Genomic DNA, 16,237 nt, shown 5'->3' on the forward strand with positions numbered 1-16,237 from the left:
GGCGACGGGTACTGTCATGCAACAGACAGGGGCTGGCTAGAACAACTCCGGAATGACGGGGATGATGGAAAATTTGAACGTCCATTCGTCGCCTGCCACCCGGCGCGGTCGGATCACGGCATAATCGGCCTCCACGCCGAACTTGACCGGCAGCTTGCCGAACAGCACGGTCTTGGACACGCCCAGGCCCACGGGCAGGGTCACGGCGTCATCGGTGTTTTTTTGCAGCCAGTCGATGGTCGCCGTGGGGGACATGCCGACCTGCCAGGTCGGGGCGGGCGAGTACCAGATGAAGTAGTCGATCCTGGTGAGGCTCACTGCCTGGCGTGTCGGATCACCGGCCACGGACCACCAGTGCTCGGGGAACATGCCCACCACCCATTTGTCGTCCAGGTACAGGGCGGCCAAGGCGCCGCCGAGCTGCCATTTGCCGTTGCCCAGGCGGGTGTCCGTGGCCGTGGGCAAGATGGCGGAGGGGCCAACGCCCCACCGAAATCCCGGACCTTTGGTATTGGGGCTCAGCAAGGCCTTGAAATTGATGTCTCCCAGCCCGAATGCGTAGTCCACGGACGATTCACCCTTGGCCACGGGCGAATCGTAGAGGGGAACCAGCGGTCGAGTGACGAGCCGCCAGTCGCTGCCCAGATCAAATTTGAGTACTGGCTGAAAATTGTAATTGAACTCCGGCTTGTCAGCCTGGAAGTTTCTGTTTTTCGGGGCTTGTTGCAGGTTCAGATTGAACTGGTTGGTGATCAGCCATAGTTCGCCGACAGGATTGCTCGATTCCTGGGTGATCTTTTGCAGGTAGGCCTGCTCTTGATCCGGGGTGGGCTGGCCGCATGGAGCCGGAGAGACGCGTGAGAAGAAGATGAGCAATATGCTAAAGGCCGTGAATGCACGGAAGGCGTAAAACAGTCCGCGTTTTTTCGTTTTGAGTAGACTGATGCCTTCGAAACCATCGCAAGACGAGCCAGGAACAGATTGGTTCACCTTGCGATTTCCCCATTTATCCATCAAATTTTTCAGTAATATTCATCTGATTCTCATCGTTTGTAAATGCTTTGCGCGAAGCAATTGTGTTTCATAATTGAAATGGTAACTGGAATAATGCAAGGGCAACGGCGTAGCCTTGTCGGAGGCGGTCGAGACGCGAGGCCGCTTGGGGACACGCGTGACGGTTTTTCGGCGTCCATTACGATCCTACTTGGCTGCAAGTTCAGGAGCACCCCAGACCGGAGCCAGTCGGACCAATTCCTCGCGGGGCAATTGCACCAACACCGGTCTTTTCGTGGCGTCGAGCCAGCCCAAAATGACGAGCAGGCCCGGTTCAGCCATGGCCGTGCATCCCGCTGTGGGCGAACCGGGACCCCGCCACAAGTGCATGAAGATGCACGAACCGGCCCCTGGCTGAGCGTTGGGAGCATTGTGATCCACGAACAGTCCGAAACGATACAGGCCGTCCGGCCGCAACATCCGCTCCTCACTGTTCCAGTCCTTGGTTACCTTGTTTTCCTCGAACGTTTGATTGTAGTATTTGGACGTGTCGGTATCCACGCAAACGGTTTGCGGTGTGACCTGGTACACGGGGAACTTGGGTGATGGCCCGACGGACTCGGACGGGCCGATAAAGGCGCGCGGCAAACTGAAAACGCCGGCAGGCGCACGCCCGTCCCCTTCTGCCTTGACCGGTGCCGCAGAGAGTCGCTCGCCATGCAGGCCTCGCCCCCAGGCCAAGCCGTTTCGTCCCAAGTTCACGGGCACGTCCTCGCCAACAGGATGCCAAATCCCATTGGGTTCGGAGCGCTCGAACCGACGCAACCGGGCTTGGTTCGTATTCCAGTTCTCGGCCACCACCAGCACAATTTGACTGGCCCCTGCCAGGGGCGAAGTCTGCTCTAGGGCTGGACCGGTTTGCGCCTTAGCTTTTTGGGTGGCTTGGCATCCCAGTCCCAGGCCCATGACAAGGAAGATCAGGAGCGGCAACGCCGTATGGTGTTTCATGTCTTGCTCTCTCCCTGGCTGGCGTCGTGGTTGCTCTTTCTAAGGACGAGCCCATCATAGCCAGAAATTTTCAAGCCGGGAAGGGGGTTGTATTGCTATTCGCTCAAGATCGTTCAGAAATGGTGCCACCTAGCGGAAGCGGAAAATGAGGGGGAATGGTGTGCGCCTACCGAAAGCAGTTGCCCAGTTCTCGACTAAACCCGGCGGCACTTGGGCACATGGGACGTGTTCCCGCACTCTTTTTGAGAAAGCCGCAACTTTGTCAGGCTGGGAGAGCGTGTCGTCGCGTCTTGGAGGTTGGGGCACGAAAGTCGGCAAAGCGGCTACGGCGGGTTGTGGGCGGCGATCCCTTGCCATTTTATAACATAATTATTATATGCCGAGTGTCATGAGCGAATGGGACGCGCATTTCATCAATGAGTTAGCAGAGGCCGAATTCGAGGCCCTTCCTATCGATATCCGGGCGAAATTGACCCGTGCCCTGGATTTGCTGCGGGCTAAGGGGATTGCGGTGTTGGTTATGCCCTTGGCCCGGCATGTAGAAAGGAAAATTTGGGAGCTTCGAGTTACGTGGCTGCGTCGGGCCGGCGTCTCCTGATCCTGTGGTCATTCATCAAGAAAGCACAAAAAACACCGCGCGTGGAAATCGAAATAGCCCTGAAGCGGCTAAGCGAGGTCGAGTGATGGGTACCGTCCCTTTCAGCAGGGTTCGCGAACGAATGATGGCCGACCCTGAGTTTCGGAAAGAATACGACGTGCTGGGCGAGGAATTCGCCCTCGTCGAGGCGATGATCGAGGCGCGCACGCAGGCGAATATGACCCAGGCGGACGTGGCCAAGGCCATGGGGGTGAGTCAGCCCCGTGTAGCTCGCATCGAATCCGGAAAGAATGTCTCCCTGGAGACGTTGCGGCGTTACGCCAAGGCGACCGGCGGCAGGCTCAAAATTAGCATTGAACCGGGCAAGGCGAAACAGCGCCAGCCTGGAAATACTCCTCTCTGATGGCTAGGCCTCACGAAAAAAGGGCCTGCGATCTGCTCGCAAGCCCGTGAAGTCTATGGTCGGGGCGAGGTGATTTGAACACCCGGCATCCTGCTCCAAAAGCATATAAGTAGCCTTTTCAGGCCTTTTTACACCTCTTCAGCAAGCCTCGCAACCAATTGACAGCTTGAAAGAAAAGGCTGAAAGTCTGTTCAAGACTGGTCAGGGATTTTCACCCATATTCGCACACTTTTTGTACCCCAGCTAGAGCGGGTAGAGGTAGTTATCCATGGGACTTAACGACCTTCAAATCAAGCGCCTTGTACCCCAGGAGAAGCGTTTTGAGGTGGGCGACGGGAAAGGACTCTACGTCAGGGTGTTCCCTTCGGGGGTAAAAGCCTGGGTGTTTCGGTACAATTTTGAGGGTATTCCCCGGCGCATGACCTTGGGCAAGTACCCGTCCATGTCCCTGGCTGAGGCCCGGGAAACGCATGGTAAGGCCCTGGCCGATGTGGAGCGAGGGATTGATCCGGGGGCAAAAGCGCTGGAGTCCAAGCGGGCACGAAAGGCGGCCCCGACCTTCAAGGACCTCTTGGATGAATTTTGGGACCGGGAATTGAAGCAGTGCAAGACCTGTGCGGAGCGCCGCCGGCTTGTGGAGAAGGACGCCATTCCCGCCTGGGGGCATCGCAAGGTGGTGGACCTCAAGCGTCGGGACATCGTGGTGCTTCTCGACGACGTGCGGGAACGTGCGCCCATCACGGCCAACCGCCTTCTTGGCGTCCTGGTCCGCATGTTCGCCTTTGCTGCCGAGCGCGGCATTATCGAAGACAGCCCGGCAACGCGGATCAAGCGGCCAAGCGAAAAGCCCCGGGAACGCGTGTTGTCTGATGAGGAGATACGGCTTTTCTGGCACGGCCTAGACAAACTGGACTCCTACCCCACTACGAAGCTGGCCCTGAAGTTTATCTTGGCGACCGGCCAGCGGTCCGGGGAAGTCACTGGCCTGCCGTGGAATGAGATCGAAGAAGATTGGTGGGGCCTGCCGCCCGAGCGCATGAAGGAGGGGCGGGCGCACCGTGTTCCCCTGACTCCCCTTGCCCTGGAAATCCTGGAGGAGGCCCGCCAGTATGACGACGGATCGGGCTTCGTGTTCACCTCGGCGTCTGGCAAGAACACCAAGGGCCATATTGTTCCGATGACGCTTTCGAGCGGGTTGCAACGCCATCTGCCTGAGCTTGGCATTCAGACTCCGTTCACCCCCCACGACCTGCGCCGCACGGTGCGAACAAAGCTTGCCGAGATCGGCATTGACGACGTGACGGCCGAAAAGGTTCTCGGCCACCAGCTGCAAGGCGTGCTCAAAATCTACAACCGTCACCACTACAACCAGGAGAAGCGGGCCGCGCTGCTGGCCTGGGAACGCCGGCTTTGCCGCATCCTTGGGATTGATGCCAGGGAGCCGGGCAAGGTGGTCTCCTTTCCCGGGAGAAAAGCCGAGGGAGAGTAGTTCCATGACATTGACCATCGGGCATTTCTGCCCTACTTACTTGCCATGAAAGGCCGCGAGCTTTTGCGCCGCCTCGTCGCTTTTGGCGTCGTGGTCGAGCCCGCCAGGGGAAAGGGCGGCCATTGCCTCCTCCGCTATGGCGGCAAGAAAGCCCCGCTCCCCGTCCACGGAGACGCGGACCTCGGCCCGGTCTTCATCAAGATGCTGTGCAAGCAGTTGGGCATTGACCCCAAGGAGCTTTAAAATGCTGCGCTATCCCGTCGTGCTGACCCCGGACGACAACGCGACCATTCTTGCCGAGGTGCCCGACATCCCTGGGACCGTCACTTTCGGCCAGGACGAAGCCGAGGCCCTGGATATGGCGCTTGACGCCGCCATGACCATGCTGTGCGCCATTATGGACGACGGCGAGGATATCCCCAGCCCGAGCGAGCCCACGGCAGGGCAACCCGTGATCGAACTGCCGCCCATGGCCGTGGTCAAGTTGGCCATCTATCAGGCCATGAAGGATCAGGGCGTCAGCCAATTGAAGATGGCCGCCCGGTTGCATACCGATCCGAAGTCCGTCCGCCGGTTGCTGGACCTCTACCACCGGAGCAAGTGGGATCACCTGGAAATGGCCCTTGAATCTCTCGGCTACCGTGTCCAGGTGCGAGTGGAGCCTTCACCGATTTATCCAGGGTTCTTCGGTAGTCGAGGCAAAGAGCGGGTCTGGGAATGAGTGCAGCCCAGGAAGCCCCTTCCATCCCCTGGAGAAGCCTTCCATGAGATCGCGCCCCCAAGCGTTGCCGAGCGTGTGCCTGCGCGGTGCCAGGACGGGCATGACCCAGGTAGCCCTTACCGATGCGACCGGTATTCCCACGCGCCATATCAGCGAGATGGAGAACGGCAAGCATCTCATCGGTAAGGTCATGGCCAAGCGGTTGGGTGAGGTGTTGGCGTCGGGAATAAAGTGTTCATGCAAATGTGGCGAGTTGCCGTTAACGTAGCGGCGATGTCTATTAGAACGCCATGGAGTCTCTGATGCTTGAGAAAGCTATTAAAATCGCTATCGAGGCCCACTCCGGCCAGCTTGATAAGGCAGGTCAGCCGTATATTTTGCATCCATTGCGGTGTATGCTCAAAGTCGAAACAGACATTCAGCGGATTTCCGCCGTCCTTCATGACGTAGTTGAGGACACGGACTGGACAATAGAGGCCTTGCAAGCTGAAGGGTTTTCCAAAGAGGTGCTTGAAATAGTTGAGAGAGTCTCGCGACGAGAAGATGAATCTTACGATGAATTCATTGAAAGAGTAAAGGGAAATAAAGATGCTGTTGCTGTTAAGATTTCAGATTTAGAAGACAATATGAACATCGCCAGGCTTTTCAGTATTACAGAGAAAGATCGTAAACGACTAGATAAATATATACAAGTATGGAGAAAGCTTAAGGTGCTTTGATGTAATTATTCCCAGGCTAGGTACGGCGTCATGAACCGAGCCGAAAAGACGGCCTCCCACCGTCCTGCCGGGGTTTTCTTGGGAGAACTAGGACGGGAGAGCTTAAAACATGAAAGGCATTATTGAGATTGAGCACAAAAAAATCCAATTGGAGGCGAATTGGAGGTCAAGATTCAATGAATTGAAGGAAATGTTTGGTGGCGACGTAAAAGTTAACAGAGAACAGATCATGGCTGAAATTCTAAGCATAAAAGAAAAATCTGAATCCATTCAAATATTTTCCTTGGCAATAGCAATAGATGCATGGCTTAAGGGCGACAGGGTATACACCAAGGACGAATACATAACTCGGCAAGAACTTGAGCGCATCATAAAAAATGACGACTATTACTTAGACAGGAATCATGTCCACGAATCGTTCCTCGACAAGAGAGCATTCGAAACCGTGTCCACACCGGAGAATTTGGTTGATACATGGCTATTAAATGGCCTTCCATACCTGGAAGCCTGCCCGTGGACCCCTCCACCTCGGTATGATTACTACAATGAACAAGACTGTAGTCATAATCCAGGCAACACGCGGGCAGTTAAAGTAGCTGACCTTAACAAGTTCCTTGATGAGCACAACCTTCCTGTCCCATTCGCCATTTTTCCAAACGATCCACGAAATACGCGACACACGCTGGACCTTATATCTATTTCATCCAACAATTTGATAAAGGTGCGGAAAGAACAACGCGAACGACTTGAGTTTGAGGAACTATGCCGAAAGAATGGCCAGCCACATCAAGACGTAACCGCCTGCTTTGTAAACAGTCTTCATATCAACAAGACCAATATCAATAACACTACCAGCGCAGTCAACAACCACCATGTCTCAACTATTTCTGTTGTGGGGGAACCAAGCGGCAAGTCAGAGGGCACAGTTCAAGAGCCCCAGGACCATGTGGTTACCGGCCCGACAGGTAACGCGCCTGTTGCCGAGGGGCAGAATGTACCTGTTGCCGAGGCCGAGGCGGAGGAGTCGGTGAACGCAGCGGTAACGAACGCAAAGCCATCTTCTGGCCGTGGGCGCAAACCAACGCTTGATGACATGGAATGCCTCAGAATTTACCGCCAGCACTATCAAGAAGGCAAGCCAATAGAGGCCCTTGCAAAGGAATACGACTGGTTGAATTCGCCTTTTGCTGACAATCCCGTGTTCGAAACTGCAAAAAGCCGGATCAATAACGCGTTGAAACGTGGTCGAAAACTGACCCTTCCCCACGCCCGCCCCGCCAATGATAAAGCAGGCCGAGAATAGCCCCCTGGTGGGTATTTCTAACCCCGCCAGAATTTCCCACCAGAATTCCTCACCAAGCCGAACAGCGTAACATGCTGATATTTCGGCTTTTGTTTTTTCGTCTTCTCCAGAAAAAACCTTTGATTCTCACCAGTTGGTGTCCCGCATGATTTGTTCATGACGTGCCACGAGTGCGCGTCGAGGAGCAAAATCATGCAGCAAGTGCGAATCCGCAGAAAACCCTGGGTCACTGAGGTCACCGGCCTTTCGCCCTCGACCTACCGCCGGCTTGAGATGGCCGGACAGTTTCCGAAGCGCATCAAACTGTCCAAATCCGCCGTGGGCTGGATTGAGGCCGAGGTCTTGGCGTGGGTTGAGTCCCGGAAGGCCGAGGGGGTGGGGTATGCTCAGTAATCCCCCCGTTGAAATGCAAAGACCCGCCGGCCAGGGCGGGTCCTGCAAAAAGAGCGTGGAAAACGATGACGTCTTCTCCATGCCCGTACCGGCCCCGGTCGTCAATACAAGTTCGCCCAAACTGTGGCGCGCCCTGCGGCAATTTGACCGGAACCTCAAAAAGATCATCCGGCTTCGCGAGAAAAACGCGATCCTCCTGGAGGAGATGCGGCGACTGCAGAGGGTTGCGTCATGAGCGCCCTACGCTTGGCCGTAATCCTTTGGGCGCGTGACCTCCTCATTGGCCTTGTTGCGTTTTTCGGCTGGCCCCGGTGGATGTGGGCGCATCGGACAACGGACCTGCTGACGACCATGGCCGAGACGATGCAAGGCGGCAGGACAAGGCCATGAGCGCCGAACCGAATGCCCCGGGCGGGTTCGTTTTGCTCGCCCGGCGGACCCTCGAATCTGCCCTCATGGCCATGAACCCGCTGGCCTTCAAGCTGTTCTTCTGGATGATCCTGAAGGCGAACTTCAAGGATAGGGACAAGCTCAAGCGCGGCCAACTTCTGACCACCATCGAGGAAATGCGGGAGGCGGGTTCATACCTCATAGGCTACCGGAAACAAAAGCCTTCCCGGGACCAAATACGAAGCTGTTACGAAGCCCTTGCGAAGGCCACAATGATTGCCACGGCGAGGACCACACGGGGGATGGTCATAACTGTCTTGAATTATGACAAATACCAAGACTTCTCAGCCTACGAAGTCCACAGTGAACCCCACGGCGAAATGCTCACGAAACCCCAGAGGTTCCCATACGATACAGAAAGCATTGAAATAAGAGGGTTTTGCAAAAATAATACGAGCTACAGAATTAACACATTCCAACGGGCATGAGTGCTCATTTTTAAACACTAATGTGTTTTAATGCTGTCGTGTTTCTATTTTGCACATAATTCAGAAACGAATATCCTGATTTATGAGTATCAAAATCATATTGTTGCTATACTGTCAACAAAGGAATCAATTGATCTGCTGTCAACGCAAGGATGCCAAACATAAGATGAGCAAAAACCTTAGGTCCACCGCGAACCATAAGACTTCTTCCGCCAAAATCATCTTTAAGACGGCTGTTAACACGTTCAGAATTAGTTCTTTCTCTGTGTCGAATGCTAGTTGCTGGCTCCATTTCTTTTTTTATTCCATTGCGTCTTTTGTTAAAATCAATAATCGGAACGTGCCCCAATGAACGACTAAAGTCGCGAATTGTTTTGGAATCGTACGCTGAATCCATCAAGTCATAGAGACTTGTTACTCGTTCAGCGGACATTTTTGCCAACGGTATGGCTGCTTGACTATCGTGTAGTGAAGCAGAAGTAAGTATACAACTGATAGGAATTTGACCATCCGCCGAATCAATATGTAATTTATATCCAATCCATCGACGAAAATGCCCCTTACTGCTAGATTTAGCACCGATATCACATGCCATAGGAAGAGTCATTCTGGCTTCGTCGCTAGTCATTTCTATCTGTCGCTCAAGTAGCTTCTTTGTCTTTGGCTTTGGCTTTGTCTTGCTATTAATCGGCCGCCCCCTGCGGCGGCGTTTTTTGGGTTTGGGCGGATTCATTTTTTTAGTTGGTTTTTCTCTGGCGTTAATTTCTGTCGAATCACGACTAATATGCCCAATCAATCGTTCGCTACAATGTAGCCTGACAAGGCTTTCATGGGCATTTTGAGGCAAACCTTTTAAAGAGAATTCTGAAAATGCACGACTAAATACAGATTCATGCGGAATAGTTTTGTGTTCTTCAAAACCGCAAATCCGTCTAAGACTTGGCATCAATTGCAACGCTTCAACGAGAGCCCTTGTGTTAGGAAAATTTAAAACAGCTTTCGCAATAAACGCTCTGGCAATAGCTGCGCGACTATATGATGGCCTACCTCTTCCGAATCGAGGCAAATCCGAAATATGATCTTCTATGCGAACCAACTCAATAATCTCAACGAGTTTTTTCTGCTTATCTGTCAAAGAACCAAACTTTTCTTCTAAACATGGAATCAAAGAACCTTGTATGGCACCGAGGATGCGTGATAGGAGTCTCATGGAAGCTGGCTCGTGTGGTTTTAGTTTAGGTTTGTGGTGAACTCAAACTACCACATAACCAGCTTCCGTTCTACTCCTATCCATACGGTTTTGCAGGATTATTTAGCAAAACCGATTTTTGCAAAACCCTCATAAGAAAAAAGAATACCTTCTCGTCGGACGCTCCCGCGCTCCGACTTGCCGAGCTTCTTTTTGACCTGATCCGCCAGCGCAATCCGGAGCATAAGGCCCCGGACCTTCAGGCCTGGGCGCGACATGTGGACTTGATGATCAGGGTGGATGGCAGGGCCCCGGAGCGCATCGAAGAGGTCATCCGGTGGACGGCCCGGGATCCTTTCTGGTCGAAAAACATCCTGTTCACAGCCAAACTCCGCCAACAGTTCGACGCCTTGGTCATGAAAATGGGCAGCCCAACCAAGTCCCGGATCAATCGGGGCGACCTCGCGGCGGTCTGACCCCATGAAGACCTTTGCTGACTTCGGCATTCAGGTCCCGGCCGGTGCCACAGGTGACGTGAAGACCACCTGCCCGCAGTGCTCCCCCTCCCGGAAGAAGAGCACAGCCCCATGCCTGAGCGTCAACGTCGAGGAAGGCGTGTGGCACTGTTGGCATTGCGAGTGGAGCGGAAGCCTTAAGAGCGGTGCCGAAAGGGCCGATGCCCGGCCCACAAAGCCCGTGAAGCCCTCCTGGGCCCCTTCCCGCCTGTCTCTGCCGCCCAAGGTTGTCGAATACTTCCAGGCGCGCGGTATTACCCCGGAGGTCCTGACGTCCAATCAAGTCGGGTACGGCCCCGCCTGGATGCCCGGGCCCAATGCCGAAGTGACGTGCATCCAGTTCCCGTATCTGAAGAGCGGGGAGGTCGTGAACGTCAAATACCGCGACGGTCACAAGAACTTCCGCCAAGCCAAGGACGCTGAGAAGTGCCTCTACCGCTTTGACGAGATCGAAAAGCGCGCCGGAGCCGACCGCACATTGATCATCACCGAGGGCGAAATGGATGCCCTGGCCCTGGTGACCGTCGGCTATCAGGCCGTGACCAGCGTGCCCGATGGAGCCCCGAGCCCAGGGACCAAGAATTACGAGAAGAAATTCTCCTTCCTGGAATCAGCCGAAGAGCTTCTCGCAAAATATGGCAAGGTCATCCTGGCCGTGGACAGTGACGCCCCCGGGCAGACCCTTGAGCGGGAGCTTGCCCGGCGCATCGGCTTTGAAAAATGCTGGCGCGTCACCTACCCGGACGACTGCAAGGACATCAACGAGGTCCTAGTCAAGCAGGGCCCGGACGTGGCCCGGCAGGTCATCGAAGAGGCCCGGGCCATGCCCATTGCCGGTCTCTACACGGCCGCCGACATCAAGGGCGACGTGGAGCTCCTTTACGCCGAAGGGTTCCGCCGCGGTTTGTCTACGGGGTGGCCGGCGGTTGATGCGCTCTACACCGTGCGCACTGGCGAGATGACCATCATCACCGGCATTCCGGGGAGCGGCAAGTCAAACTGGTTGGATGCCCTGGCCGTAAACCTGTTCAATCTGCACTCCTGGTCCTTTTGTTTCTGTAGCCCGGAAAACTGGCCTGTTCAACGTCATGCCGCCGCGATCTTGGAAAAGATCGTGAGCAAGCCGTTCGCACCTTCCCGAGGCATTGTGAATCGCATGCGGGCCGATGAAATGAACTTCGCCCTGGACCAGATGGATGGCTACTTCAATTTCATCATGCTCGGCGATGAGGAAATGAACCTGGACATGATTCTGTCCAAGGTCCGGGCCGCGATCTTCCGCCATGGTGTCAAGGGCGTGATCCTTGACCCCTGGAACGAGCTCGAGCACAGCCGCCCGGCCGGATTGTCCGAGACCGAATACATCTCCCAAGCCCTTTCAAAGGTGCGTCGGTTCGCTCGCATCAATGACGTCCATGTCTGGATCGTGGCGCATCCTACAAAACTACAGAAGGACAAGGACACAGGGGAATACCCTGTGCCAACCCTCTATGACATTTCTGGTTCGGCTCACTGGTACAACAAAGCCGACAACGGCATCACGGTTTATCGCCACATTGAAGCAGATTTAACGGATATTTACGTCGGTAAGATTCGTTTTCGTGAGGTCGGACAGCGAGGAAAAGCTACACTGGCTTACTGCCGTGAAACGGGGACGTATCATGAACAGGGAAAGACCTATGAAGAGCGCTACTAGGCTGTTGGTGCTCGATGGTAACAATGAGGTCGAGGCCCAGCAAGAACGTGAAGGTTTGGCATGGTGCGAGCGCTTAGGCCGCAAGTTGGACCGGAAGCGGAGTCAGGCCAAGACGCAGCGAGGCAGCTATGCACCTCATCGTTGATTCCCGGGAGCAGGCCCCGTTCCCGTTCGAGGGCTACGATGCCGAAGTCATGCAGGGGGAGTTTGACTGCTGGCGACTACAGCCTTGCGGGGCTGGAATCCCTGGTGGCCGTGGAGCGGAAGAGCCTGCCCGACTTGGTGGCTTGCCTCGGCAGGGAAAGGGAGCGCTTCGAGCGTGAGCTTGAGCGCCTGCGCGGCTTCGAGTCCGCCGCCGTGGTGGTTGAATCGCCCATGGCTGACCTGGCGCTTGGTCAGTACCGATCAGCCCTCAATCCCAAGGCCGCTTATGAATCCGTGGTGGCCTTCATGTGCCGCTACCGCATCACCTTTTATTTCGCCCAGGACCGGCGCGGAGCCGAGCGGTTTACGTTCTCGTTTCTACGTCATTTTCAACGAACAATTGTGCGGCGGTATGCGGCCGCGACCAAATCCCAGGCCCCGGCAAAAGAAGTGGCGGCATAGAGGAATCCAAACATGAACAGAATCCCATTTGATGGATCATTTGATGGGTTAGACTCCTGTCCACAATGCGGAGCCCTGAGCGGAGAGGTCCATAAAATTGGATGCATGTCCGAGCAATGTCCGAAATGCGGCAATCTTCTCGCGACTTGCACTTGTCGGATTTTCCTCCCAGAGGACAAGGCCCTTGCTGTCCGCCGGCTCTATAATGCCATCAGCAACCCCACGGCCGCATGGGCGTTCGCAGCCCAATACCCGCTTAGCAGGCGAGCGCCCAAACAGGAAAGTCATCTTGACTATTTTCTTTATCGCAAATAATTTCCCCTCATGTTGACCACGAGAGAAGCGGCCGAGGCCCTTGGCGTAACGATGTCCAACCTGCGAATCCAGATAGCCGCTGGACGCCTAAAAGCTATGAAGCGTGGCCGAGATTGGTTCATCGAACCGGAAGAATTGGACCGTTACCGGCATGAGCACCAGCAAGACGGGCGGTCCACCAGATGGAAGGAGGCAAAAGCCAAGCAGACCACGGAATAAAAAACAGCCCCGGCAGGAAGCGCCAACTTCCCACCAGGGCCTAACCACAACCGACCTTCTAGGGAGGTACGATCATGGCTGGACACGCCTTATCTCGGGCGCGTGCTCGAGGCAACCCCACGTCTCTGCCCGGCTACCAGGGCAAACGCCTTACCCCTCTCGTCGCTATCCAGGCTTTTTGCCGTGCCTGCATGGGCGGCAACGCACCGATGGTCGAGGCCTGCGCTTCGACCATGTGCCGGTTCCACGCATACCGCTGCGGTTCCATCGCTGCCGGGGCGGATCGCCGGCTGTTGCGGGTCATCAAATCGTACTGCGCGGAAAGCTGCCTTCCCATGGAGGACGCGGCCGCCTGTGTCACGGGCATGGATTGTCCGGGGAACTCGGCCTGCTCACTCTGGCCATACCGCCAGGGGCGAAACCCCTTCTATTCGGAAGCCGCCAGGGAGAAGCGCCGGCGGCAGACTTTGGAACACGGTCTAGGCCAAGGTCACGAGGGCATTTCGAGCGCCAGAATCGACGGAATCGCCCCGAACCATACTTGTGGTCATCTTGCCGCCAAAACTTCGTTCCTGGCGCTCCTCAAGCGTCCTGCCTACCCGGCAACCGAATCCGCCCGCACGCCTGACCAGAAGGAGGCCCGCCATGGCTAGATCCCGCGTGTGCCGATCATCTGGCCGCGGCGACTCCCTTTCCACTCGCCAGGCCCTTGTCCTGCAGATCCAGGAAATCGAGAATGGCATGGCGCAGTGGGGTTGGTTGTCCGATTCCCTGGCGGACTTCGCGGGCATTTTCCCGGGCAGAGGGAAAGCCCACTCGCTGCTTGTTCGCTCGTGCGTCAAAGTGCTTCTCGGGATTGCGCTGCGGCTGGTTTCCCATCCTGTCGGGACTCCCCTTGACGCCGTAGTCATCGACGTGACGGCTGAGGAGGTGCGCCATGCGTGAGCAAGACGCCCCCTATCTCAAAGGCACGCGCGAACCCGGCCGCCGGGCTCCACGCAAGCCCCGCCCCGCCTACTTGTTGAGCGACAAGCTCATGACCGTGTACGAGACGCCACGGCCCAAACTCAGCGATCCGGGTCGAGTCTACAAACACTTGGAGGACCTGAAGGACGAAAACAGGGAAGTGATGGTCGTTATTTGTGTGACTGCCCAAAACAGGGGCATACTGCGCGAGATCATCCATATAGGCCTTGTGGATCAGTGCAATGTGTCTTCGCGAGAGCTTTTGAAGCCTGCCATTTTGAACTCTGCAAGCGGCATCATCATCGCCCACAACCATCCAGGCGGGAATCCTTCGCCATCAGAAGCCGATATTACCACCACCAAAATGATAGAGTCTGCCTGTACGTTGTTCAACATCCGGCTGCTGGACCATGTGATTTTTGCCCATGACGCCTATTTTTCCATGCAGGCGGCGGGCTTCATTTCAGAGGACAAGTCATGAAGCGGACAAGAACACCCCGGACCATCGAGCGGGAAATGGAGAGGCTCGCCAGGACGGCCGAGGCCCTGCTTGAGGAAGCAAAGACCATGGCCGGGCACAAGGACTTTCGGCGTATGGCCCGCCACGTGTCGGATGATGTGTACGATTTTTGGAGAGAGGCGGCGGACCTGTGGCGATATGGGCGGGCTACGCCGGGCGAGTTGCCCTGACGCTCCCCGGCAACCGGATCATGGGCGGCCTGCTTCCCTGGTGGAGGTGGGCCGCTTTTCGTTTGTAAGGGGACAAGCAAAGAAAAGGCCCGCGCGGGGCGGGCCAGGAAAGATTAGGCAGATAACAACCTAGGAGTGCTCATTTTTTTAAAAACGACAGGATATCCTTTCCATATGTTGGGAATACCTTCACGAGGTTTTTTCCCATGGAAATACACCAGGATTTGGTTATTCCCAACACCAATAGCTGTAAACCATTGTTTGTGACTTACAGCTTGATGAAGTTGTTCAGCAGCTCTTTTAATATCAATTTTGCGTTCCATGGCTATTCACCAAAGAGACATTAAAATGCTCAAGGACAGCCTCAATTGGTGTAATCCACCCAAGCTCCCCATTGGGAGAGGCTGCAAAAAGTAAGCCAACAGCCTGCGCGCCGTCTTCGCTAACTACTAGGCTACCAGAATCTCCAGGCAAAGCAAATGGTTCACCCGGATTGGCTCGGACGATCCAAGCATCTGAAATAAATACCGTTGCATTAAAATTCTTTGATTTATATAAAATAGGGCTAGGTGTATTTACAAGCGACTCGATTTCTCCATAGGTGATGCCAGTTGTTCGTCCTATCTTTTTTACCTTTAATCCAGGTGAGCCAGGCAAGACAGCAGAAGGCGTGTCATACCCTATAACAGCATCGCCCTGCCAGGATGTAACTACGGTATCATCGTAAATTTTTGCTATGGCTGCGTCAGCTTTTGTTGTCGGTACAAGCGGATGAAAACCACTTCTCAATTCAAAAATGCTATGGTGGCGACAGACTTCTCTTGGTGATGGAAGATTAGGCGACGCATCCATAGTGCTTGGAGACAGGATCGGCATATCGACAGGGGTATGGTTGCATCCAGCAAAGACATGATTGTTTGAAAGAAAATATTTTACATCGGCATCATCTTGGACAATTGCGCCAAGTGTGCCAGAAATCAACTCAGAGCTGGGTGCACATGAACTTCCACATGCGATTCTTCCATCTTTTTGAAACAAGTTCCCTCTATTTGTTGAAGATGCTGCCAACTCTGGGCGGACAAACATTTTTCCCATTTTGTGAATTTTTATTTCAATATCACCAATTGAAGTTTCAATACTTTCGAGCACTTTTTTTGAGCCTTGCGTTGTATATATATGAACAATCTTATTGTCGTGAATGTCGCCAAACCCAACCGCTTGAATAGATAGCCCAGCAAAACCCTCGGCCTGCGGTTGCACAAACTGATATTCGCAAGCGCTGGCTGGTGATAAAGAGCCTATTCCAGTCCTGACGTTATAATTTGTATATTGTCCATTTGCATAGAAAGAACATGCCAAACTTGTTGCCAATTCCTGCGAGTTCATCCGTCTTTCCTCTTCTGGATTGTAAAAAAAGAAGTAATACATAAAAGCTCCAAATTATACTATAAAACAGTCACCTGTCGCAGCCGCCATGTTATATCGATATTAGCGTCTACACCATGGTGCCACTACTCATTTATCAGCAAAAAACAA

Annotated in this window: 22 protein-coding genes and 1 pseudogene; 17 read left to right on the forward strand and 6 right to left on the reverse strand. The window is 54.5% G+C overall.

What is annotated here, in order from left to right; genetic code table 11:
* Positions 1-36: 36 nt before the first annotated feature.
* Together ACP59X_RS07190 and ACP59X_RS07195 are read right to left on the reverse strand one after the other, a co-directional pair.
* Positions 37-990, reverse strand: coding sequence for a hypothetical protein (locus ACP59X_RS07190; RefSeq protein ID WP_428567015.1), 954 nt, complete (start codon positions 988-990; stop codon positions 37-39).
* 210 nt (positions 991-1,200) lie between these two features.
* Positions 1,201-2,001: a L,D-transpeptidase family protein gene (locus tag ACP59X_RS07195; RefSeq protein WP_428567018.1), complete on the reverse strand. Its 801-nt coding sequence runs from the start codon at positions 1,999-2,001 to the stop codon at positions 1,201-1,203.
* Between the two features lie 388 nt (positions 2,002-2,389).
* Between ACP59X_RS07195 and ACP59X_RS07200 the strand changes: the two are divergent.
* The 11 genes and pseudogenes from ACP59X_RS07200 (at position 2,390) to ACP59X_RS07250 (ending at position 8,505) form a co-directional block, all read left to right on the forward strand.
* A pseudogene (locus tag ACP59X_RS07200) lies at positions 2,390-2,685 on the forward strand (type II toxin-antitoxin system RelE/ParE family toxin).
* Positions 2,685-3,002: a helix-turn-helix domain-containing protein gene (locus ACP59X_RS07205; RefSeq protein WP_428567023.1), complete on the forward strand. Its 318-nt coding sequence runs from the start codon at positions 2,685-2,687 to the stop codon at positions 3,000-3,002. Before ACP59X_RS07200 ends, ACP59X_RS07205 begins: the two are co-directional and overlap by 1 nt.
* 268 nt (positions 3,003-3,270) lie before the next feature.
* Positions 3,271-4,491, forward strand: a complete 1,221-nt coding sequence (locus ACP59X_RS07210; protein WP_428567025.1) for a tyrosine-type recombinase/integrase — start codon at positions 3,271-3,273, stop codon at positions 4,489-4,491.
* 45 nt (positions 4,492-4,536) lie between these two features.
* Positions 4,537-4,734, forward strand: a complete 198-nt coding sequence (locus tag ACP59X_RS07215) for a type II toxin-antitoxin system HicA family toxin (RefSeq protein WP_428567028.1) — start codon at positions 4,537-4,539, stop codon at positions 4,732-4,734.
* A gap of 1 nt (position 4,735) precedes the next feature.
* Positions 4,736-5,212 carry a type II toxin-antitoxin system HicB family antitoxin gene (locus tag ACP59X_RS07220; protein ID WP_428567032.1) on the forward strand — a complete coding sequence of 159 codons (477 nt, stop codon included), beginning with the start codon at positions 4,736-4,738 and terminating at the stop codon, positions 5,210-5,212.
* Positions 5,213-5,312: 100 nt separating this feature from the next.
* Positions 5,313-5,480, forward strand: a complete 168-nt coding sequence (locus ACP59X_RS07225; protein WP_428567034.1) for a hypothetical protein — start codon at positions 5,313-5,315, stop codon at positions 5,478-5,480.
* A gap of 34 nt (positions 5,481-5,514) precedes the next feature.
* Positions 5,515-5,931 carry an HD domain-containing protein gene (locus ACP59X_RS07230; protein ID WP_428567037.1) on the forward strand — a complete coding sequence of 139 codons (417 nt, stop codon included), beginning with the start codon at positions 5,515-5,517 and terminating at the stop codon, positions 5,929-5,931.
* Between the two features lie 109 nt (positions 5,932-6,040).
* Positions 6,041-7,234: a hypothetical protein gene (locus ACP59X_RS07235; RefSeq protein WP_428567040.1), complete on the forward strand. Its 1,194-nt coding sequence runs from the start codon at positions 6,041-6,043 to the stop codon at positions 7,232-7,234.
* A gap of 192 nt (positions 7,235-7,426) precedes the next feature.
* Positions 7,427-7,627: a helix-turn-helix transcriptional regulator gene (locus ACP59X_RS07240; protein WP_428567043.1), complete on the forward strand. Its 201-nt coding sequence runs from the start codon at positions 7,427-7,429 to the stop codon at positions 7,625-7,627.
* The gene (locus ACP59X_RS07245; protein WP_428567046.1) at positions 7,617-7,862 is read left to right on the forward strand and encodes a hypothetical protein; all 246 of its coding nucleotides are present in this window, start codon (positions 7,617-7,619) and stop codon (positions 7,860-7,862) included. Before ACP59X_RS07240 ends, ACP59X_RS07245 begins: the two co-directional genes overlap by 11 nt.
* Positions 7,863-8,013: 151 nt before the next feature.
* Positions 8,014-8,505 (forward strand): hypothetical protein, encoded by a 492-nt coding sequence (locus ACP59X_RS07250; protein ID WP_428567048.1) that lies wholly within the window; start codon positions 8,014-8,016, stop codon positions 8,503-8,505.
* Positions 8,506-8,611: 106 nt separating this feature from the next.
* On the opposite strand, the gene ACP59X_RS07255 is transcribed toward ACP59X_RS07250, so the two are convergent.
* Both ACP59X_RS07255 and ACP59X_RS07260 read right to left on the reverse strand, forming a co-directional pair.
* The gene (locus tag ACP59X_RS07255; RefSeq protein ID WP_428567052.1) at positions 8,612-9,715 is read right to left on the reverse strand and encodes a transposase; all 1,104 of its coding nucleotides are present in this window, start codon (positions 9,713-9,715) and stop codon (positions 8,612-8,614) included.
* A 98-nt stretch (positions 9,716-9,813) separates the two neighbouring features.
* Positions 9,814-10,176, reverse strand: a complete 363-nt coding sequence (locus ACP59X_RS07260) for a hypothetical protein (RefSeq protein ID WP_428567056.1) — start codon at positions 10,174-10,176, stop codon at positions 9,814-9,816.
* Here ACP59X_RS07260 and ACP59X_RS07265 point away from each other — a divergent pair.
* From ACP59X_RS07265 to ACP59X_RS07290, 6 genes are all read left to right on the forward strand, one after another.
* Entirely contained in the window at positions 10,175-11,905 is a 1,731-nt protein-coding gene (locus tag ACP59X_RS07265; RefSeq protein WP_428567059.1) for a toprim domain-containing protein, read from the forward strand. The genes ACP59X_RS07260 and ACP59X_RS07265 overlap by 2 nt on opposite strands.
* Positions 11,906-12,112: 207 nt before the next feature.
* Positions 12,113-12,511, forward strand: a complete 399-nt coding sequence (locus ACP59X_RS07270; protein WP_428567062.1) for an ERCC4 domain-containing protein — start codon at positions 12,113-12,115, stop codon at positions 12,509-12,511.
* Between the two features lie 324 nt (positions 12,512-12,835).
* Entirely contained in the window at positions 12,836-13,045 is a 210-nt protein-coding gene (locus tag ACP59X_RS07275; RefSeq protein ID WP_428567064.1) for a helix-turn-helix domain-containing protein, read from the forward strand.
* Positions 13,046-13,119: 74 nt separating this feature from the next.
* Positions 13,120-13,698, forward strand: coding sequence for a hypothetical protein (locus ACP59X_RS07280; RefSeq protein WP_428567066.1), 579 nt, complete (start codon positions 13,120-13,122; stop codon positions 13,696-13,698).
* On the forward strand, positions 13,691-13,990 hold the full coding sequence (locus tag ACP59X_RS07285) for a hypothetical protein (protein WP_428567069.1): 300 nt from the start codon (positions 13,691-13,693) through the stop codon (positions 13,988-13,990). Before ACP59X_RS07280 ends, ACP59X_RS07285 begins: the two co-directional genes overlap by 8 nt.
* On the forward strand, positions 13,983-14,492 hold the full coding sequence (locus ACP59X_RS07290) for a JAB domain-containing protein (protein WP_428567072.1): 510 nt from the start codon (positions 13,983-13,985) through the stop codon (positions 14,490-14,492). Before ACP59X_RS07285 ends, ACP59X_RS07290 begins: the two co-directional genes overlap by 8 nt.
* Before the next feature lie 322 nt (positions 14,493-14,814).
* Here ACP59X_RS07290 and ACP59X_RS07295 read toward each other — a convergent pair whose 3' ends face one another.
* A complete protein-coding gene (locus ACP59X_RS07295) occupies positions 14,815-15,024 on the reverse strand; it encodes a hypothetical protein (RefSeq protein ID WP_428567075.1) in 210 nt (69 codons plus the stop codon).
* Positions 15,008-16,129 carry a chymotrypsin family serine protease gene (locus ACP59X_RS07300; RefSeq protein ID WP_428567078.1) on the reverse strand — a complete coding sequence of 374 codons (1,122 nt, stop codon included), beginning with the start codon at positions 16,127-16,129 and terminating at the stop codon, positions 15,008-15,010. The genes ACP59X_RS07295 and ACP59X_RS07300 overlap by 17 nt, the downstream gene beginning before the upstream one ends.
* Positions 16,130-16,237 lie beyond the last annotated feature (108 nt).

Source organism: Solidesulfovibrio sp. DCME (genome assembly GCF_049995385.1).
In the GTDB taxonomy this organism is placed as follows: domain Bacteria; phylum Desulfobacterota; class Desulfovibrionia; order Desulfovibrionales; family Desulfovibrionaceae; genus Solidesulfovibrio.